Genomic DNA, 18,380 nt, shown 5'->3' with positions numbered 1-18,380 from the left:
GGCGTCACCAGGACGCGCGATGCCCTCCCGGCGATCACTCCGCCGCGATGGCGGCGAGGACGTCGGCGCGGGCGGCGCGGCGCGCGGGCCACAGCGCGGCCAGCACCCCGACCAGGGCCATGCCCGCCAGCGCCACCCCGGCCGTCGGCCACGGCACGGCCATCTCGAACACCGGGTTGGCCAGGATGACGTACTGCATCACCCCGCCCAGCAGCACTCCCGCGCCGATGCCGAGCAGGCCCCCGTAGAGCGAGATCACCACGCTCTCCCGCCGGACGGTGCGGCGCACCAGGGCCCGCGACGCGCCCAGCGCCCGGAACACGCCCAGCTCGCGGGTGCGCTCCAGGACCGACAGCGCCAGCGTGTTCACCACGCCGAACACCGCGATCACCACGGCCGCGCCGAGCAGCACGTACACCAGGCCGAGCACCAGCTGGAACGGCTGCAGCAGGTCGTCGAGCAACTGCTCGCGGTCCTGCACCACCACGTCCGGCCGCTGCGCGAACGCCTGCTCCAGCGCGTTGCGCAGCGCGCCGTGGTCCGGGCCGACGGCGTACACGCTGTCGCCCCAGCCGTCCACGCCCTCCGGCACCAGCGCCTCGTCGATCAGCACGCCGGGCAGCAGGTCACTGCCCTCGTGCAGGCCGGTGACGGTCGCGGAGACCTCCGCCGGGACTACCGTGCCCTGCTTGCCGGCGGCGCCGAACCGCAGCCGGACCGTGTCCCCGACCCGCAGCCCGTTGTCGGCGGCGAACTGCGCGTCGAGCAGGACACCACGGCGCAGGTCGCCGCTGCCGCTGGTCACGGTGGGCCGCAGCGCGGTGCCCACCCCGGCCGGGTCGAGGCTGGTGAACCTGGCCTCGGTGTTCTTGCCGCGCGGCGGCAGCACCACCAGTTCCCCGGTGCGCGGCGCGGCCAGCGCGCTCAGGCCCGGCACGGCCGCCGCCTTGGCCCGGACCGTGTCGTCGAGCTGCCCGAAAGCCGCCGCCCGTAGCAGCACCGCGTCCTGCGGCACCGCCGCACGCACGGAGGAGGTCAGGTCGGCCGACATCGTCTCGCCGACCGTGCTGAACGCGCAGACCAGCGACAGTCCGATCATCAGCGCGGACGCGGTCGCGGCGGTGCGCCGGGGGTCGCGTACGGCGTTGCGCAGCGCGATTCGGGTCACCGGGCCGCCGCGGCGCAGGACCTGGGCCAGCGGGCGCAGCACGCCCAGCGCCAGCACCGGCGCCATCAGCAGCAGGCCGAACCAGGCCAGCACGGCACCGGCCATGGCCTGTATCCGCTTCGGCTCGGTCAGCTCCTCGGGCGAGGTCAGCGCCACCAGCGCGACCCCGGCGGCGACGGCGAGCAGGCCCAGCGCGGTGCGCAGCACCAGTGAGCGCCGCGGCACGGCGGCGTCGGTGCGCAGCGCCGCCATCGGCGACACCCGGGCCGCCCGGCGCGCGGACCCGTACGCCGACACCACCGTCACCAGCAGCCCGACGGCATACCCGAGCAGGATCGCCCACGGCGACACCGCGTACGCGACCGTCCCGGCGACCGGCAGCAGCCGCATCGCCAGCAAACCCAGCCCGACGCCGAGCGCCACCCCGAGGGTCGCACCGACCAGGCCCAGCACCACCGACTCGGCCAGCACCGCCCGGCGCACCTGCCCCCGCCGCGCGCCGACCGCCCGCAGCAGCGCGAACTGCCGGGTGCGCTGGGTGACCAGCATGTTGAACGTGTTCGCGATGACGAACACGCCGGCCAGCAGCGCCACCGCGGCGAACGCGAGCAGCGCCTTGCGGATGAGGTCGCCGTCCTCGGCCGCGTTCTCCGCCTGCTTCTGGCGCAGCGCCGCACCGGGCTCCACGGTGAAGCTCGTGCCCAGTTCCGCCCGGGCGGCAGCGGTCACCGCCTGCTCGTCGGCGCCGAACAGCTCGACCCGGGCGAAGCCCGGCGCGGTGCCGCTGGGTGCGCCGTCCGGGGTGCCCTCCGGGCGCAGCAGGCGCGCGGCGGTTTCGGCGTCGTACGCGACCGCCGGGTCGAACTCGCGCCCGGCGGGCCGGTAGGCGAACACGCCGACCACGGTCGCCGTGTCGGACCGGTCCCCGCCGAGCAGCACCCGGGCCTGGTCGCCGACCGACAGCCCGGCCTCGTCGGCGGCCTGCTGCTCCAGGGCGACCTCCCCGGCGCGCTGCGGGCCGCGCCCGGTGAGCAGGCCGAAGCGCTGCGACGGGTCCCAGTCGGTGCCCGCGGTGGCGGGCCAGGACGTGGTGCCGAGCTTGCCGTCGGCGCCCACCAGGGCGGCGTACCCCTCCACCACGCCCTCGGCGCGGCTCACCCCGGGCAGGCCGCCCAGCCGTGCCACGGTCTCGGCTGGGATCACTCCGTCACCGGAGCGGGCCTGTGCCAGCGCGGCCAGGTCGGTGCGCTGCGCGCCGCCGCGCACCGTGGCGGCGGCGGAGTCGGACACCACCCAGGTCGCGACCACGAAGGCCACCCCGAGCACGATCGCGGCCAGGGTCATCGCGACCCGGCCCAGGTGCGCGCGCAGGTCGCGCAGCATCGCCCGCAGCATCAGGCACCCGCCCCGGCGCTCACGCGGCCGCCGTGCGCCACCGACTCCAGCGAGCGGACCCGGTCCAGCACCCGGTCGGCCGAGGGCTCGCGCAGCTCGTCGACGATCACGCCGTCGGCCAGGAACAGCACCCGGTCGGCGTACGAGGCCGCGACCGGGTCGTGGGTGACCATGACCACGGTCTGGTGCAGCTCGTCGACGCTGCGCCGCAGGAAGCCGAGCACCTCGGCGCCGGCCCGCGAGTCCAGCGCGCCCGTCGGCTCGTCCGCGAAGATCACGTCCGGACGGCTGATCAGGGCGCGGGCGCAGGCCACCCGCTGCTGCTGGCCGCCGGACAGCTGGGCGGGCCGGTGGCTCAGCCGGTCGCGCAGCCCGACCGCGTCGATCACCTGGTCGGCGAACGCGGTGTCGGCCCGCCGCCCGGCCAGGTCGAGCGGCAGGGTGATGTTCTCCCAGGCGGTCAGGGTCGGCAGCAGGTTGAACGCCTGGAACACGAACCCCATCCGGTCGCGGCGCAGCTCGGTCAGCGCGTCGTCGCGCAGGCCGGTCAGCTCGACCCGCCCGGCGCCGCCCTGGCCCGCGCCGTCCAGCCACACCCGGCCCGAGGTCGGCGTGTCCAGCCCGGCCAGGCAGTGCATCAGGGTGGACTTGCCCGACCCGGACGGACCCATGATCGCGGTCAGCTCGCCGCGCCCGAAGGCGACCGTCACCCCGTCCAGGGCGGTCACCAGCGCGTCGCCCGAGCCGTACCGTTTGGTCAGGTCCTCCGCGCTCACCGCGGCGTCGAATGTCGTCATGGCCGACACGCTGCCCGGCCGCGGCGGCCCGGCCGTCGGGCGGAAGTCGATCTCCGCCTGCGACTTAAGTAGCGGTTCGGAGTGACGGAAGTAGCATCCGTTCCGGCCGCCCGCCTGCCTAAGCTCGTCGGCGACAGCGGCGCACGGGGGAGGGGGACCGCATGAGGCGGGACGCGGCGGCGGTGCCGGGGCTGCCCTCCTGGCTGCAGCCGGGCAGCCTGTTGCGGCGGATCGCGCACCGGCTGTTTCCGTTCGCGCTCGGCTTCGGGGTCCTGGTGTTCTCCCTGACCACACCGCTGCGACCGGCGATGTTCCTGTTCGGCGAGAGCGTCCTCGACCCGCCGGTGCCGCTGATCGCGCTGTCGATGGTCGCCGCAGGCGTGAGCGCGGCGCTGGTCCGGTGGCGGCGGTGGCCGCTGTTCGTGATCGCGCTCGCGGTGTGGCTGGCCCTGGCCATGCCCGCCGCGCTGTTCGTCGCCGCCTACTACGCCGGGGCGGGCCGGCCCGGCCGGTCCCAGGATCCCGGCCGGGCCTGGCCGTACTTCCTGGTGGTGGCGCCGCTGGTCGGCGTGCCCGTGGCCTGGAGCGCGATCAACGACGACCTGCTGTACGAGGGCATGACCGGCGGCGTGCTCACCGGCGCGGTGATCACCGGGCTGTTCTGGGTCGGCATGATGGTGCTGCTGCCGTTCGTGTTCGGGCTCTGGGTCCGGGCCCGCCGCCAGGTCGTCGCCCAGCTGCAGGAACGGGCTGAGCGGCTGGAACGCGAGCAGCACGAGCGGGCCGAGCACGCCCGCGCCGAGGAGCGCCGCCGCATCGCCCGCGAGATGCACGACGTGGTCGCCCACCGGGTGGCGCTCATGGTGCTGCACGCCGGGGCGCTGGAGGTGAGCACCGCCGACGCGCGCACCGCCGAGGAGGCCGCGCTGATCCGCACCACGGGCCGGGAGGCGATGCAGGAACTGCGCGAGGTGCTGGGCATGCTGCGCGCCCCCGACGTGTCCCCGGCGGACCTGACCCCGCAGCCGACCCTGGACGAGCTGGACCGCCTGCTGGACAGCAGCCGCGCGGCCGGGCTGCCCGTCCGCCGGGTGGACGTCGGCGAGCCGCAGCCCGTGTCGCTGTCGGCCCAGCGCACCGCCTACCGGGTGGTGCAGGAGGGCCTCACCAACGTGGCCAAGCACGCCGGGGCCGCGCCCACCACGGTGACCCTGCACCACGGGCCGCGTGAGCTGGTGGTCGCCGTGGAGAACGCGGCCCCGCCCCGGCCCGCGCCGAAGCCGCCGAGCAGCGGCCTGGGCCTGGTCGGGCTGACCGAACGGGTGGCGCTGGCCGGTGGCGCGGTGCAGGCCCGGCCCCGCCTGGACGGCGGGTTCCTGCTGCACGCCCGCATCCCGGCCGACCCGCCGGAGCCCGTACGCCAGGAGGTGGCGGCATGATCCGGGTGCTGGTGGTCGACGACGAGGCCCTGGTGCGCTCCGGGCTGCGGATGATCCTGGAGGCCGCGGGCGACATCGCGGTGGTCGCCGAGGCGCGCGACGGTGCCGACGCGGTCGACGCGACCCGGCGGCACCGCCCCGACGTAGTGCTCATGGACGTACGCATGCCCGGCACCGACGGCCTGGCCGGAGCCGCCGCGCTCGCCGCCCTGCCCGAACCGCCCCGGGTGATCATGCTGACCACGTTCGACCTGGATGAGTACGTGCACGCCGCGCTGCGCGCGGGAGCCGTCGGCTTCCTGCTCAAGGACACCCCGCCGCGCGACCTGGCCGAGGCGGTGCGCACCGTGGCGGCCGGCAACGCGATGCTCGCCCCGACGGTGACCCGCCGCCTGATCAGCTCGTTCGCCGAGCGTGGCCCGTCCGTGGCTGACCAGGCACGGGCCCGGCTCGGCGTGCTCACCGAGCGGGAGCGGGACGTGGTGCGGGCGGTGGCCCGCGGCCTGTCCAACGTGGAGATCGCCCGCGAGCTGGACATGGCCGAGGCCACCGTCAAGGCGCACGTGAGCCGGGCGCTGGCGAAGCTGGGCATGACCAACCGGGTGCAGGCGGCGATCCTGGTCCACGACGCCCGCCTGGATCCCGGCGCGCCGTCCTGAGCGCGCCCGGCCCGCACGCTGTTGCCCCCTTGTAGCCCGGCTGTAGCCGATATCAGCAGGATGGTGCCGTTACCGTCACCGCCGAGCAGAGGACCCACCCATGCCCTCGCCTCTTCGCAGGTTCCGCGCCGCCGCCGTGGCCGTGGCCGCCGTGCTGGCCACCGCCGCCGCACCGGCTCCGGCCGGGGCCGCACCCGACCAGGCCGCCGCGGCCGCCGACCGCGTGCTGCGCGTCTACAACAACAACATCGAGAACCTGGTGGTCAACAACCCCGACGGCTCCTGCACCCGCATCTCCGGGCCGGACCACCTGACCTCGATGCTGGTCGACGACGCAGGCCGCACCGGGACCGCCGGCGTCAAGGCGCCCGACATCCTGATCGTGCAGCAGGTGCGCGGCACCGGCCAGATCAGCGCGTACGCCGACCAGCTCGCGGCCAAGTTCGGCCTGCCCGCGGGGACGTACGGCGCGATCGTGGTGTGGGACGACCCGGAGCCGTGGGGCAGCACCCACCACTGCGACGACCAGTCCCTCGGCGACCTGAAGAAGAAGCAGACCAACGGCATCATCTACCACAAGCAGCGGCTGACGCTGACGAACACGTCGAAGTACTGGAGCGCCGGCTGGCTCAAGCCGGGCACGGCGTACAACGACGGCGCGGGCTGCACCCTCTACAAGCCGCCGAACAACGACGACGGCACCACCAACGAGTGGAAGTGGAAGCGCACCAGCGCCATCGCAGCCCGGTTCACCACGAAGGACACCGGCACCAGCGTCTTCGTCGCGACGATGCACCTGCCCCAGGAGAACCGGCAGAACGCCTGCTCCGGCGACGGTGAGACGGGCATCGGCGACACCGGCATCCACATCGGCGCCGACGCCACCACCCTGATGAACAGCTCCACGATCCGCGTCGTCGGCATCGACGCCAACCGCACCGGCATCCCGGCGAGCACGCTGAGCGGCTACGGCATGACCGGCTACGGCACCGCCGCCACCAGCGGCAGCAGCAAGATCGATTACCTGTTCGTGCGGGGGACCGTGCAGTCCTCGCCCGTCGGATACACGGTCGCCGGCACCAAGTCCAACCACAAGGCGCTGTACGGCTTCATCACGTACTGAGCGGCAGGACGGTGGTCCCCCGCACGCCTCGCGGGGGACCACCGTGTCCTGCTGCCCGGAGCCGCCCGAGCTCCGGCCAGCAGGTGATGCCGAGCCCATTCCCGGCCGGCGAGCTCGCTGGTCACCGCCTGCGCTCACGCTGCCCGATCCGGCCGCCTCCGCGTATCAGCCGTCCGTATGGGGCAGGGGTCCAGCAGATGACAGATCGGTGTACGCAGACCGACAGCGCCCGTCGACACGACGGGTCCACGCTGATGGCCCCGGATAGTCGATCAGGTCGACCGACTGTCGTGGGCCGGCTCCCGCCCGCCGCCGGATGAGGAGTGGGCGCGGGATCGGCGGCGGCCTAGGATCAGCCCATGATCCATCCCAGGTATCCGCTGGTCACCGAGCGGCTGGTGCTGCGCCCGTGCACCGCCGAGGACCTGGACGACGTGTGGTCCTATCAGCGGCTGCCGGAGGTGGTCGAGCACATGCTCGCCGAGCCGCGCACCCGTGAGCAGTCCCGCTCCTCGGTCGAGGCGATGGCGCGGGAGCGGCAGGCTGCCTAGCCCGATCCGGACGGCTCGGTGCTAGCGTCGCACGATGTCCAAGAGCGAGATAGACCAGCTCACCGCCGAGTTCTACGGCGCCTTCGACAACCGGGGCGGCGTCGCGCCGGACGTGACGCGCATCCGCCGGCTTGTGCTGCCCACCGGTGTCATCATCAAGACCGGCCCGGAGTTCACGGCGTACACGGTGGACGAGTTCATCGAGCCGCGTCTGCTGCTGCTGACCGGTGGCCGGCTGGTCGAGTTCGCCGAGTGGGAGACGGCCGAGCGGACCGAGCTGGCGGGCGACATCGCCTGCCGGTTCGGCGAGTACCGCAAGAGCGGGATCCTCGACGGGGTGGCGTTCGAGGGCGGAGGTCACAAGGCCATGCAGTTCGTGCGCACCCCGGACGGCTGGCGGATCGCGGCGCTGGCCTGGTACGACCATCCGTGACGCGGCTGCACCGCCACGCCGCCCGCAGCGCGTCCGCACGGAGCGTGCCGCCGGTGTCTACTTCGGTCGACCCGCCGCAGACCCGCTTGGCGCGCCGATGACCACGGCGCTGACCGGTAGCGGCCACTCGGTCTGGGTATTGCTCAGCCAGAGCTGGATGCCCGTATCGTCCAGCTCAAGACCCAGCTCCCGGTCGATGACCCGATGTCCTTGGGTCAGTAGAGTCTGCCGCACGGCGTCGTACGGCACCGAGTAGTCCGGCTTGATGTTGATGCCCGCATACAGCACCTCGTCGGCCTTCACGATGAAGATGCGGCTGACCCGCTCTCGATCGTCATACTGCACGACGAGCCCGTCCTCCCAGAACAGGTCCTCGGCTGGTGCCTTCGAGCCGGGCTTCTCGATGCACGTCATCACGTCGTGGAGCCGCCGGCGGACGTCAGCCCGGGGTTCGCCGAGCGAGACCAGGCCGATGCCGTGCCCGGGCCTGACATCGTGCGAAAGCACAGGCGGTCGGGTCGCGCCTCCCGGGATGGTGACGATCTCGCCTACGGCATGCCCCGGCGCGTGGAGCGTCACGTTCTCCACGACCGCGTCCCGCTCGGTCGAGGGGACATAGAGGCCGACGGTGCCGTCGGCAAACGTCCAGCCGCTGTCGTCCTGTTCGGGCGCCAGACCCTCGCGCCGAAGATCCGCCACTACACGCTCCGCCGACCCGCCCAGCGCCACGCCGCGGATCGTCACATAGCTCGGATCCGGCATTTCTATCAGGTACAGGCCGTCGGCGGAATTGCAGGTCAGCATGAGACCGAGCCGGCCGTAGTGGTCGGTGAGATCCGCCGAAGCGCCCCGGCGAAACGCACTGTACGAGCCGAGCAGTTCATGTAGCTGCTCGCGTGGAGTACCGAATCGGAGGGGACCGACCCCGACACCCGGCACGACCTCCCAAGCCTCATCCGCCACCGGGCCAGCCTATCCAGCCGGACACCGACGATGTGCTCACCGGCCGCGACGGCCCGCTGAACTCGCGAAGCGCAGGCGACCACCCTGATCACTCGACTTGCCTGGCAGATGGGCGTGTACCTGCGCAAGATACGCCCATCTGCCAGGCAAGTCGAAAGATCTCCTCGTGGATTGCGGTGAGCGGCTGGTCCTGCCCGGCGGCTGCCGTCCGCCGAGGTAGGGTCAGGCCAGTTCTCGAGCGGGCCTGCCAGGTCACCGCGGCGGCTCGCCCCGTCCAAGCGGTCCTCGGACCGCGTGACCGCAGGAGTCGATGCTGAAATGACGGCAGAGCGGCCGATGCCGACGCAGGACGACGTGCTCGGCTACTTCGACACGCTGTCCAACTGGGGACGGTGGGGCGACGACGACCAGCTCGGGACGCTGAACCTCATCACCGACGACGTCCGGCTGGCGGCGGCGCGCGCCGTACGCCATGGCAGGAGCGTGTCGTGCGCGTGGGAGATCACCGTGCCGCAGGAGATGGAACGGTCGACGACGACCTGCCCGTGCGCCGCCGACATGCCCGGGGCCGAGAACATGCCGGTGGCCGCATTCCACGACGACCGGCGCTGGGGTTTCTCGTCCGAGCGGCTCGGCATCTCGTTCCACGGCAACACCATCACCCACCTCGACTCGCCGTGCCACATCTTCTGGGACGGCACGATGTACAACGGACGGCCGCATTCGCTGGTAGACGCCGCTTCCGGGTCGGCGTGGGCGGCCGTCACGGCGGCGGCGGACGGCATCGTCACGCGCGGCGTCCTGCTGGACGTCGCGGCGGTCCGCGAGGTGCCGTGGCTGGAACCGGGCCAGGGGGTGTTCCCCGCCGATCTCGAGGAGGCCGAGCGCCGCCAGGGTGTGCGGGTGCGGCCCGGCGATGCGGTGCTACTGCGGACCGGCTACGGCCGCGCCCGGCACGAGGCCGGTGACAGCGGCGGTTTCACGCAGGCCGGCTGGCACGCGTCGTGCCTGCCGTGGCTGCACGAGCGGCAGGTCTCGCTGATCGGCGCCGACACCCCCCAGGACGTGCAGCCGTCGGGCTATCCCGGCGTGCTCATGCCGGTCCACGCCGTGAGCCTGGTCGCGATGGGGCTGTGGATGCTCGACAACTGCGACCTGGAGGCGTGCGCGGCGACGGCCGCCGAGCTCGGCCAGTGGGACTTCCACCTCGCCGTCGCGCCCGTCCGCTTCGCCGGTACGTCCGGCAGCCCGGTCAACCCGATCGCCACCTTCTGAACGGGTTCGGGGGCGGCCAGGACCGTGTCAGGCGCGTAGCGCGGCGGCGAGCGCGGCCAGGCGGCGGCCGTAGGTCTCGCCGTCGCGGCGGCCCAGCGGCGTACGCTCCCACACGTCCCGGTCGGCGTTCTCCCGGAAGTCCGCCTCCCAGTACAGCGTCCCGTCCGGACCCCACTGCGACTCCACCGCGAACCCGCCGGGCGCGGGCCCGAGCCCGCCGCTGACGCCGAACAGCGACTGCGCCAGCGCCGTGCGGTATTCGGTGCGGTGGAACAGCTGCAGGAACGAGTCCTCGTCGCCGACCAGCGGCAGCAGCACCGGCCGGGTCTCCTCGCGCAGCAGCCGGCTCTGCGGGAACTGCCACACCTCGCCGTGCCAGCGCGGGAACGCGTTCACCGTGTCGAAGTCCAGCACCCGGCAGTCGTGCAGCGCGTCCAGCGCCGCGACCGGGCGGTGCCCGTTGCCGGCGGGGATGCGCCAGGTGGGGCGGCGCAGCAGCCGCAGGAGCACATCGTCGTGGTAGGCGGCGACCGCGGCCAGGCTCGCCGTGCGCAGCGCCAGCAGGGCGGGGTAGTGCCGCAGGTTCGTGGCGCGGGGATCGGGCGCGCTGTCGTCGCGCTGCCGGGCGCGCATCAGCTGCTCGATCACCCGGACCCACAGTGCGGTGTGCTGCCGGTCGCGGTCGAGGAACACACCGTGTGCGAGCAGCCGCATCAGGGTGTCGCACCGGCTGCGTACCTCATCATGGGCCTGCTGCAGCGTGGCGGGGTCGGCGTCCGGAGCCGGCGGCGCGAGGGTGCGCAGGTAGTCGCGCAGCCGCCGGATCTCGGTCTCGAACAGGTCGGCGACCTCGATGTGCTTGACCGGGTCGGGCAGCAGCCGCTTGAGCCGGGCCACCGCCATCGCCCTGGTCAGCGGCGGATCGGCGAGGTCGTCCAGCGCCTCCAGCCGGTTGACCAGGTCGGGGAAGAACTGCTCGGCCGCCGCGCTGGTGATGACGTGCGCGCGGTGCTGCGCCACGAGCCGCCGGGCGATCGGGCCTAGCTCGTCGCGGGACGTCCAGAACAGGGGATAGCGCCGGGACCGGGTCCCTTCGAGGGCGGCGACGAGGCCGTGGTCCCAGTCGCCGGACCAGCCGCTGACGACCAGGCCGTACTCGTCGAGCACGCGTTCGAGCAGCTTGCGCAGCGGGGGCACGTACGCGCTCAGCTCCTCGACGGTGTTGAGCTGGTCGGTGCGGGCGTAGTCGCCGTGCAGTTTGATGACCGTGCAGCGGGCGTGGGGGAGCGGCTCCATGCCCTCGATCGCGGCCGGGGTGGCGATGACCTGCGGGAAGATGCCCTCGGCTTCGAGCGCCTGCTCGATGAGGCGGTCGAAGTTGGTGGTGACGATGACGCGTACCGCGCCCCGGGCGACGAGCTGCGCGATGGCGCGGTGGGCGGCGCCCGGCACCTTGACGCCCTGGGCCCGCTCCTCGGGGGTGGGCTCGAAGAACGACGCGAGCAGCGCGCGCCGGGCGGCGGGGGTGCTGGCCAGCGCCTCCAGCAGGGCCGAGTAGCCCAGTGGCGCGCCGTCGCCGTGCTTGGCCCACCACTGCTCGATGTCGGCCTCGGTCGGCACCTGCTCGCCGGCCGCCGCGGCGACCTTGGCCACCAGGGCGTTGACCACGCCCCAGCCGGTCGGCACGCCGACGCCGGTGGACGTGCCCGAGCCGAGGAGCAGCGCATACACGCCGGGCTGGGCGTGCATCGCGGTGGCCAGGCTGATCCGGGCGTCGAAGGCGGGGCGTCCGGCGGGGAGGAGATCGTCCATGGGCAGCAACCATAGACAGCCGGCGCGACGATGCGCAGGCCCCCGTCGCCGTGCCGACAGGGTGGCGCTCGCCTCACCTGGCCCGCCGAGCCGGACACGATGCCTTTGCCTTCTCCTTGTTGATCTACGGCGCGCATGGCGGCACGGTCCCGGCGTCAGACGTCGCTTTCGGCATCGGCCGGGGTGAGCGGAATTCGGTGGCTTCCGGACTCCAGACCCAGGGTTGATCAGGGCTCAGTTGCCGTAGCCGAGAGCGGGGACGGGGCGAGGGTGAGCCGGCGGCGCGGCGACGTCCTCGACGGGCGCGGCGGCGTCGGGCGAGATCCCGGACGAGACCGCCGGCCCGTACCCGGGCGACGGCTCGAACGGCCCCGACGTGCTCGAACAGAGCGGTGTGGTCCGGTCTGACATCCGGTCCAGCTTCGGCGCCGCGAGCACGACGGCAGACGGTGTGCCCATGACGCTGGAGCTGACCATCAACGATCTCGCCGGCGGCGGCGCCTACGCGGGCGCGGCGGTGTACGTGTGGCACTGCGACCGTGACGGCGTACTCCGACGGGATCACCGACCAGAACTACCTGCGTGGCGTCCAGATCGCCGACGCGGCCGGCCAGGTGCGGTTCACCAGCATCTTCCCGGCCTGCTACACGGGCCGGTGGCCGCACGTCCACTTCGAGGTCTACCCCGACCAGGCCGCCATCACCGACTCCGCGAAGGCCGTCGCCACCTCACAGGTGGCGCTGCCCGCCGACGTGTGCGAGACGGTGTACGCCACGGCGGGCTACGAGCAGTCCATCAGCACGTTCTCGCAGGTCAGCCTCGACAGCGACAACGTCTTCGGTGACGACGGCGGCGCGAGCCAGCTCGGTACGGTGTCCGGGGACGTCGGCACCGGCTACACGGTGTCGCTGACCGTCGGTGTCGACACCGGGACGGCTCCGGCGGGCGGCGGGGCGCCCCCGGACGGCGGCCCCGGCGGCCCCGGCGGGACACCGCCCAGCGGACCGCCGCCCACCAGCCGGTAGCGGGGCGGGCGGCTCGCGAACACGGCGATCCGGCGATGGATGTGTCCCGGACGGCGCTGCGCCGGCGACGGTGAGATGGCGCGGCCCATGAAAGCGGAGATCGATACTGCGACAGCCCTTGCGGAGGTCGGTGTCTGCTGTCACTGAAGGATGGCGCGCAATGCGGTGTCGAGCCTTGGTGCGAGCGAGCGGGCGTATGTCGCCGTCAGGTGGTTGCTGTCGCGGTACACGATCACCTCGCCGATGACCGGTGCGCACCGGTGCGTGGGGCAGATGGCGTCGTTGAGATCGAGCAGGTGGACGCCGAGCATCCCGGCTGCGGCCGCTTCCTGGACGGAGCCGGCGGCGGCCTGTGCTGCCGCGCGGTCGAAGGCGCATCTGCTCAGTCTTGTCGGGTGAGCGGAGATGCAGTCGGGCATGTTGGCGCCTGGAGCGGGCGTGTCACGGAGCACGACCACCGGGACGCCGGCGGCCGTGATGGCTCGCCAACTGGCGCGCAGGCCTTCGACCATGGCGCGGTCGCCATCTGGCGCCGACAGCCTTACCGCGCCGTGGGCGATCCGGTAGTCGGCGTTGGTCGTGACGACCAGGTCTGGACGTCCAACGCCGGTCAGTGCGCGCAGCACCTTGCCGTTCCACTCGGCGCAGCTCGGGTATGCCCGCCCGTTGGTGCGCGACAGCACCTGCGCTTGCGCCAGCGGGCAGGAGGACTTCGTGTAGGTGACCAGCCGCCATCGGCGCGTCGCCGCGACCGACTGCAGCGCAGGCACCCACTGTGCCGCGTGGGAGTCACCCACCAACGCCACGGTGAACGATGAATGCGCCTCACCGTAGACGCAGAAAGCCGCGTCTGCGTCACGTTCGCGCTGATGGCAGCCGTCATCGTAGACGTCGGGATAGTCGTCTCGCACCGCGACCGGATCGGGAGTCATCGAGGCCACGCGGTCGACGGGGGCGCCGCGGGGGTCGTCGCGGGGATGTTCGGACAGGACGCCGGCTCCCAGCCCCGCGGCCGTGTGCCCGGTCGCGCCGTTTTGGTTCGCCGCCGTGGACGGCGACGTGCGTGCCGACCACGTGACCGACAGGTGGAGCGCCACCGCGCAGACGACCGGGATCGCCGTGCACAGCGCCCCCAGTCGAAGCGCCCGCGCCGGGAAGTGCGCGAACACCGCCGACAACCGCAGCGGGTTCTCCACATACCGGTATGTCAGCCAGGCCGGCACGGCCGACGACGCCACCACAGCCAGGGACCATCCGGTCGACAGCTCACCGAACCGCGATTCGGCTACGACCAGCAGCGGCCAGTGCCACAGATACAGCGAGTACGACAGTGCACCCACCGCCCGCAGCGGACGGGTGTCCAGCACGGCCGCCGGGCCGATTCCGCCGGCCGCGGCGCCGCCCGCGAGAACCGCCGCCGCGCCGACCGTGGGCACCAGTGCGGCAAGGCCGGGAATCGACGTGGACTCGTCAAGGACGAACGCCGACGCGATCACCATGCCGATCCCGACCCAGCCCGTCGCGGCCGCCACCAGCCTCGGCATCTGCGCCAGCCGGCCGGCGAGGATGGCGATGCCACAGCCGATGGCCAGCTCCCACATCCGGGTGGTGGTGATGAAGTACGCCCGCTCCGGTTCGGCGCCGACCAGGTGAACCGACCAGGCGAAGGAGGGCAGGGCGACTACGACCAGAGCCACCAGCAGCGGCCGTTCGACATCGCGTACGCGGCCGGCCGCAAGCCGATGCGCCAGTCGCACGGCGAACAGCAGGAGCAGGGGCCAGACGAGGTAGAACTGTTCCTCCACGGCCAGCGACCAGAAGTGCTGGACCATGCTCGGTGCGGTGTCGGCGGCCAGGTAGTCGACGGCCCGATCAGCCAGGCGCCAGTTGACGACGTAAAGCCCGCTGGTGAGCACATCCCAGCCGGTGTCGGCCCAGCGGGTCCTGGGCAGGAGCAGCACGGTCAGCAGCAGCACGGCCACGAGCACCACCGCGGCGCCCGGCAGCAGGCGTCTTGCCCGCCGCGCGTAGAAGCCGAGCAGCGACACCCTGCCGGTGCGCGCCAACTCCGATGTGATCAACCGGGTGATGAGGAACCCGGAGATCACGAAGAACACGTCCACGCCGGCGAATCCGCCGGCGACAGGGGCCACTCCCGCGTGGAAGAACAGCACCAGCAGGACCGCCACGGCCCGCAGTCCTTCGATGTCCCCACGGAAACCAGGCCGCCGCGTGGAGTCGACTCGGGTCTCCAACCGATCCCCCTACGCCGCCCCCGTCGGTGGGAGACGATGGCTCCGTGGACCTCGCCCCGCGATCACGGCGAAAACCTCACCGCCTGCATCCCTTGCCGGATAATCGGACATGCTGCTCATTCTGTCTGTTATCCGGCATAGGAATACGTCTTTCATGTTCGCCGCGCCAATTCGATTCGGGCCACATGGGCAGGCGCCGGCGCGGCGTGATGAAGCCGCTGCGAACGGTGGCCGGCGGGGCTTCCTGCAAGGTGGATCCGGCATGAGCGCTCACCGGCGGGCCGGCGAGCCGGACGACTACGCACAACCGACCTGGTATGCGCGGCTGACGTGACGACGGACCCGGCTACCCGGCGGACCGGCGCCCGGTCACGGCGTGCCGGTCCGCCAGGGCAGCCCCTCGCGGGTGGTGGCGAGCAGACGCCAGGCGTCGGCGGCTCCGAGTTCGATGGCGGCCTCGACGAACTCCCGCTCGAAGAAGAGATGGCTGAACAGTTCGCCCCGGCTTGCGGCACGGCCGCCGAGGAGGCGGTTGAGCAGCCTGATGTTGAGGCCCCACCCGGACCGGGGTCCGCGGCCGTACCGCATGTTGAACGCGTCGCTGGCCAGTGCGGCGATCTCGCCTTCCTGCACCGGGCCGGCGAAGATGTAGGGGATGACCCGGCGCCTGCGGCTGCCGTCGGCCCCGGCGGCCTTGGCGGCGGCGTCGTCCTTCTGCGGCACCATCTGGTTGACGATGCTGAGCGTGCGCAGGTCCTCGATCATCCGGTCGACCAGGCCCGCGTGGAGCCAGTCGCCCGCGGCGTCGAAGATGTCGGGACGCTCGGCCGGACGTGCGGGCGGCATCGCGGGCGAGCTGAACGCCGGCGACGTGGCCACGACCACCAGCTTGTCGACGCCGAGTGCGATGGCGGGTTTGAGCGGGGCGTTGAGCCGGATCCCGCCGTCGAGATACCAGCCGCCGGGGCCACCTGCCTCGTCGTCGATCCAGACCGGCGGGAACGCCACCGGGATGGCGGCCGACGCCATGATGTGCTCGGGGCGCAGAGAGGTCTTCTTGTAGTCGACTCCTCGCTCGTGGTCGGCGGCGGGCAGCTTGCCGGCGAGCCGGCCCTCGACGAACATCGCGGTGCGGTAGGTGCCGCACCCGGTGGCGCACACGCCCACGGCGTCGATCGGGCCGTTGCGGGCGTGGGTGTTGCGGTGCAGCTGCGGCCAGTCCATCCACGATTCGACGGTCGTGCGCAGCGGCGCGGTGTCGAGCAGGCTGTGCAGGCGGGCCCCCGTGCCGGCGACCTCGCCGAGGTATCGCAGCACGGTGCGCACGCTGTTGGACAGCGGCGCGTGGAACACGTCCTCCGGTCGCACCTGGCGCCACCTGTCCAGCGCCACGTCGACAGCCTCCTTGGCGGGCAGGTGGGCCAGCGAGGCGAACAGCGCGGCGTTGACGGCACCCACGCTGGTGCCGATCCACACGGTCGGACGCTGGTCGAACTCCTCCATGGCCGGTAGCAGCACCGACAGCACGCCGGCTTCGTAGGCTCCCCGGGCACCGGCTCCGGCCACCGCGATGCCGATGAGTTCCTTGCCGCTACGCCGGTTCATCGGGCGTGCTCGCCGGTCGTGCGGGTCCAGGGCGCGAACGCGTTGTCGACGTCGCTGGTGGCCGGGATCAGTTCGGGCAGGTGGCGGCCCAGCACCGTCAGCATGGTGTTGTTCTTGATCCAGTCGAGGCCGGCCTGGGTGTAGACCTGCGGTGTGAAGTCGTCGGTGAGGAACCGGTCGCTGTTCAGGCGGCGTGATGCCATGAGGATGAACACCCGGAACGCGGTGTCGCTGAAGGCGAATCCGGCTGGTTTGGGCTCGGCGTACATCCCGACCATGAGGTCGACCTTCTCGATGTCGCCGCCGTAGACACGGCGCAGCTCGACCGCCCAGGCGGGGTTGTCGGTCAGGCTGGTGAAGTCCTTGGCCGGCGGGAGGTGCAGCATGCGGCGGAACTCGTTGTATCGCGGCACGCCCAGCTCCCGGGTCCGCAGGATGTCGGTCGCCGCGAGGTCGGTGAGCTGACCGTCGGGACGCTCGAACTCCTGCAGGAAGCGGGGGAAGTTGTGCAGGCTCACCAGACCCGGGTGGGAGATCCCGAACGAGTAGAACAGGTCGGCCAGGGTGTGCTTGCCCAGTACGTCGTAGGTGTGCGGGCCTGCCAGCTGCGGGAAGGTCGCCTCCTGCAGCAGCGCGTCGTCGTTGACGGAGCGGAACTCCCAGTCGTCGGCGATGAGCGGGTGCATCCGGTATACGGCGACGAACTCCTCGGTCAACGCGAACGGCACGCCGAAGTGGTCCTGCTTGCCTCCGACGATGCCGCTGACGATCTCGCTGTCGCTGATGCGGCCGAACATGCGCTGAGCGGTCTCGCCCTCGATGCCGTACCAGTTGGCGCGCAGCCCGATCACCGTCGTCGGATGGCTGACGACGGCCGGCGTCCACTCCACCGTGTGGATCTTCGCGATCAGCGCTGCGTTGACCAGTCGCGCACGCTGGAACAGCTGCTCGTCGGACAGGTCCGGGTGGACGGTGCGGAGCCGGTCGCAGATCGCGTTGTGCTCCAGGATGAACAGGTGGTGCATCATGGCCAGGCCGAGCCAGAACCCGGGAACGGTCGCCGGGTCCGTCCCGTCGGCGGCGGTGTGCCTTCCGTTGACCGGGACCTTCAGCTTGCCCTCGGACATCGTCCGCAGGTGCAGCTGCTCCGCCCTGCTGCTGCCGTACAGCTGCGAGGCGTCCCACCAGTGCGAGTGGTGGTTGACGAAGGTCGGCGGGAGGTCGTCTGATCCGGCCGGCCTGGTCGGGTCCGCGGCCACCCGCGGCACGGTCAGCGGTCGCTGCCCCGGCCACGGGTCGTCGGCGGCCACCTCGATGATCCACGGGTCGTCCAGGACGCCCCGGCCGTGGCTGAACCAGTCCCGGATCATGAACTGCAGCCAAGCCCCGACCAGGTTGTTCACCGAAGTGGCGGGCACGAACTCGCGCCTGCGGAGCAGCTCCTGGCTGATCACGCGCGGGTTGGGCGTGAAGATCATAGGTGCGGTTTCGGGGAACGTCGCCTCATGCGGCAGGTTGCGTCCGAAGCGCGAGCCCGCCATGCCCATGCGCGGCTGGTCGAGGTCGTTGTAGCTGCCGTCGGCGGTCCGCGCGATCCGGTGGACCTCGTCCGGCGGCTCCAGCGGCGGCAGGTCACACGCCGGGAAGTGGCTCGTGTCGTGAAGATTCCTGCGCCGCAGCACGCCACGGATGCCCGCGAGCACGGCGAGGCCGAGCGCGGTGGGCAGCCGGTGCCAGCCCACCGACCGGTCGATCGACACCGCCAGCCGGTCGGCGGCCTCACCCAACGCCGACAGCGGCCACGGGGCCGACGACGTCTCCTTCAGCTTCTGGTCCGGACCGCCAGACCCATGTGTCCCGTTCAGCGACCGGCTCCTTTG

Annotated in this window: 15 protein-coding genes; 7 read left to right on the top strand and 8 right to left on the bottom strand. The window is 72.3% G+C overall.

The genetic code is table 11. From position 1 onward, the window contains the following. Positions 1 to 34: 34 nt before the first annotated feature. Positions 35 to 2,563 carry an ABC transporter permease gene (locus CS0771_RS27495; protein WP_212843698.1) on the bottom strand — a complete coding sequence of 843 codons (2,529 nt, stop codon included), beginning with the start codon at positions 2,561 to 2,563 and terminating at the stop codon, positions 35 to 37. Then, entirely contained in the window at positions 2,563 to 3,360 is a 798-nt protein-coding gene (locus CS0771_RS27490; RefSeq protein ID WP_212843697.1) for an ABC transporter ATP-binding protein, read from the bottom strand. Before CS0771_RS27490 ends, CS0771_RS27495 begins: the two co-directional genes overlap by 1 nt. Positions 3,361 to 3,521: 161 nt before the next feature. On the opposite strand from CS0771_RS27490, the gene CS0771_RS27485 reads away from it, so the two are divergent. The 5 genes from CS0771_RS27485 to CS0771_RS27465 all read left to right on the top strand — a co-directional run bounded on the left by CS0771_RS27485 (position 3,522) and on the right by CS0771_RS27465 (position 7,565). Next, complete coding sequence (locus CS0771_RS27485; RefSeq protein ID WP_212843696.1) at positions 3,522 to 4,799, top strand: sensor histidine kinase; 1,278 nt, start codon at positions 3,522 to 3,524, stop codon at positions 4,797 to 4,799. Further along, positions 4,796 to 5,458, top strand: a complete 663-nt coding sequence (locus CS0771_RS27480; RefSeq protein ID WP_212843695.1) for a response regulator transcription factor — start codon at positions 4,796 to 4,798, stop codon at positions 5,456 to 5,458. The genes CS0771_RS27485 and CS0771_RS27480 overlap by 4 nt, the downstream gene beginning before the upstream one ends. Before the next feature lie 100 nt (positions 5,459 to 5,558). Then, on the top strand, positions 5,559 to 6,581 hold the full coding sequence (locus tag CS0771_RS27475) for a hypothetical protein (RefSeq protein ID WP_212843694.1): 1,023 nt from the start codon (positions 5,559 to 5,561) through the stop codon (positions 6,579 to 6,581). A 359-nt stretch (positions 6,582 to 6,940) separates the two neighbouring features. Further along, positions 6,941 to 7,132 (top strand): GNAT family N-acetyltransferase, encoded by a 192-nt coding sequence (locus CS0771_RS27470; RefSeq protein WP_212843693.1) that lies wholly within the window; start codon positions 6,941 to 6,943, stop codon positions 7,130 to 7,132. Between the two features lie 34 nt (positions 7,133 to 7,166). Then, a complete protein-coding gene (locus CS0771_RS27465; protein ID WP_212843692.1) occupies positions 7,167 to 7,565 on the top strand; it encodes a DUF4440 domain-containing protein in 399 nt (132 codons plus the stop codon). 57 nt (positions 7,566 to 7,622) lie between these two features. Here the strand turns inward: CS0771_RS27465 and CS0771_RS27460 are convergent, their stop codons facing one another. Further along, on the bottom strand, positions 7,623 to 8,528 hold the full coding sequence (locus tag CS0771_RS27460; RefSeq protein ID WP_212843691.1) for a hypothetical protein: 906 nt from the start codon (positions 8,526 to 8,528) through the stop codon (positions 7,623 to 7,625). Positions 8,529 to 8,846: 318 nt separating this feature from the next. Between CS0771_RS27460 and CS0771_RS27455 the strand changes: the two genes are divergently transcribed. Further along, a complete protein-coding gene (locus CS0771_RS27455) occupies positions 8,847 to 9,803 on the top strand; it encodes a cyclase family protein (protein ID WP_244871068.1) in 957 nt (318 codons plus the stop codon). 27 nt (positions 9,804 to 9,830) lie between these two features. Here CS0771_RS27455 and CS0771_RS27450 read toward each other — a convergent pair whose 3' ends face one another. Both CS0771_RS27450 and CS0771_RS39065 read right to left on the bottom strand, forming a co-directional pair. Next, positions 9,831 to 11,615 carry an SIR2 family protein gene (locus CS0771_RS27450; protein WP_212843690.1) on the bottom strand — a complete coding sequence of 595 codons (1,785 nt, stop codon included), beginning with the start codon at positions 11,613 to 11,615 and terminating at the stop codon, positions 9,831 to 9,833. Between the two features lie 234 nt (positions 11,616 to 11,849). Continuing rightward, entirely contained in the window at positions 11,850 to 12,074 is a 225-nt protein-coding gene (locus tag CS0771_RS39065; RefSeq protein ID WP_244871067.1) for a hypothetical protein, read from the bottom strand. An 80-nt stretch (positions 12,075 to 12,154) separates the two neighbouring features. Between CS0771_RS39065 and CS0771_RS27445 the strand changes: the two genes are divergently transcribed. After that, positions 12,155 to 12,640, top strand: coding sequence for a hypothetical protein (locus tag CS0771_RS27445; RefSeq protein WP_244871066.1), 486 nt, complete (start codon positions 12,155 to 12,157; stop codon positions 12,638 to 12,640). A 140-nt stretch (positions 12,641 to 12,780) separates the two neighbouring features. Here CS0771_RS27445 and CS0771_RS27440 read toward each other — a convergent pair whose 3' ends face one another. From CS0771_RS27440 to CS0771_RS27430, 3 genes are all read right to left on the bottom strand, one after another. After that, positions 12,781 to 14,895, bottom strand: a complete 2,115-nt coding sequence (locus CS0771_RS27440; protein WP_212843689.1) for an acyltransferase family protein — start codon at positions 14,893 to 14,895, stop codon at positions 12,781 to 12,783. Between the two features lie 369 nt (positions 14,896 to 15,264). Continuing rightward, positions 15,265 to 16,500: a patatin-like phospholipase family protein gene (locus CS0771_RS27435; protein ID WP_212843688.1), complete on the bottom strand. Its 1,236-nt coding sequence runs from the start codon at positions 16,498 to 16,500 to the stop codon at positions 15,265 to 15,267. Beyond that, entirely contained in the window at positions 16,497 to 18,287 is a 1,791-nt protein-coding gene (locus tag CS0771_RS27430; protein ID WP_244871064.1) for a peroxidase family protein, read from the bottom strand. The genes CS0771_RS27435 and CS0771_RS27430 overlap by 4 nt, the downstream gene beginning before the upstream one ends. Positions 18,288 to 18,380 lie beyond the last annotated feature (93 nt).

This window comes from Catellatospora sp. IY07-71, from assembly GCF_018326265.1.
GTDB lineage: Bacteria > Actinomycetota > Actinomycetes > Mycobacteriales > Micromonosporaceae > Catellatospora.
This window is presented reverse-complemented; position numbering and strand designations above follow the sequence as displayed.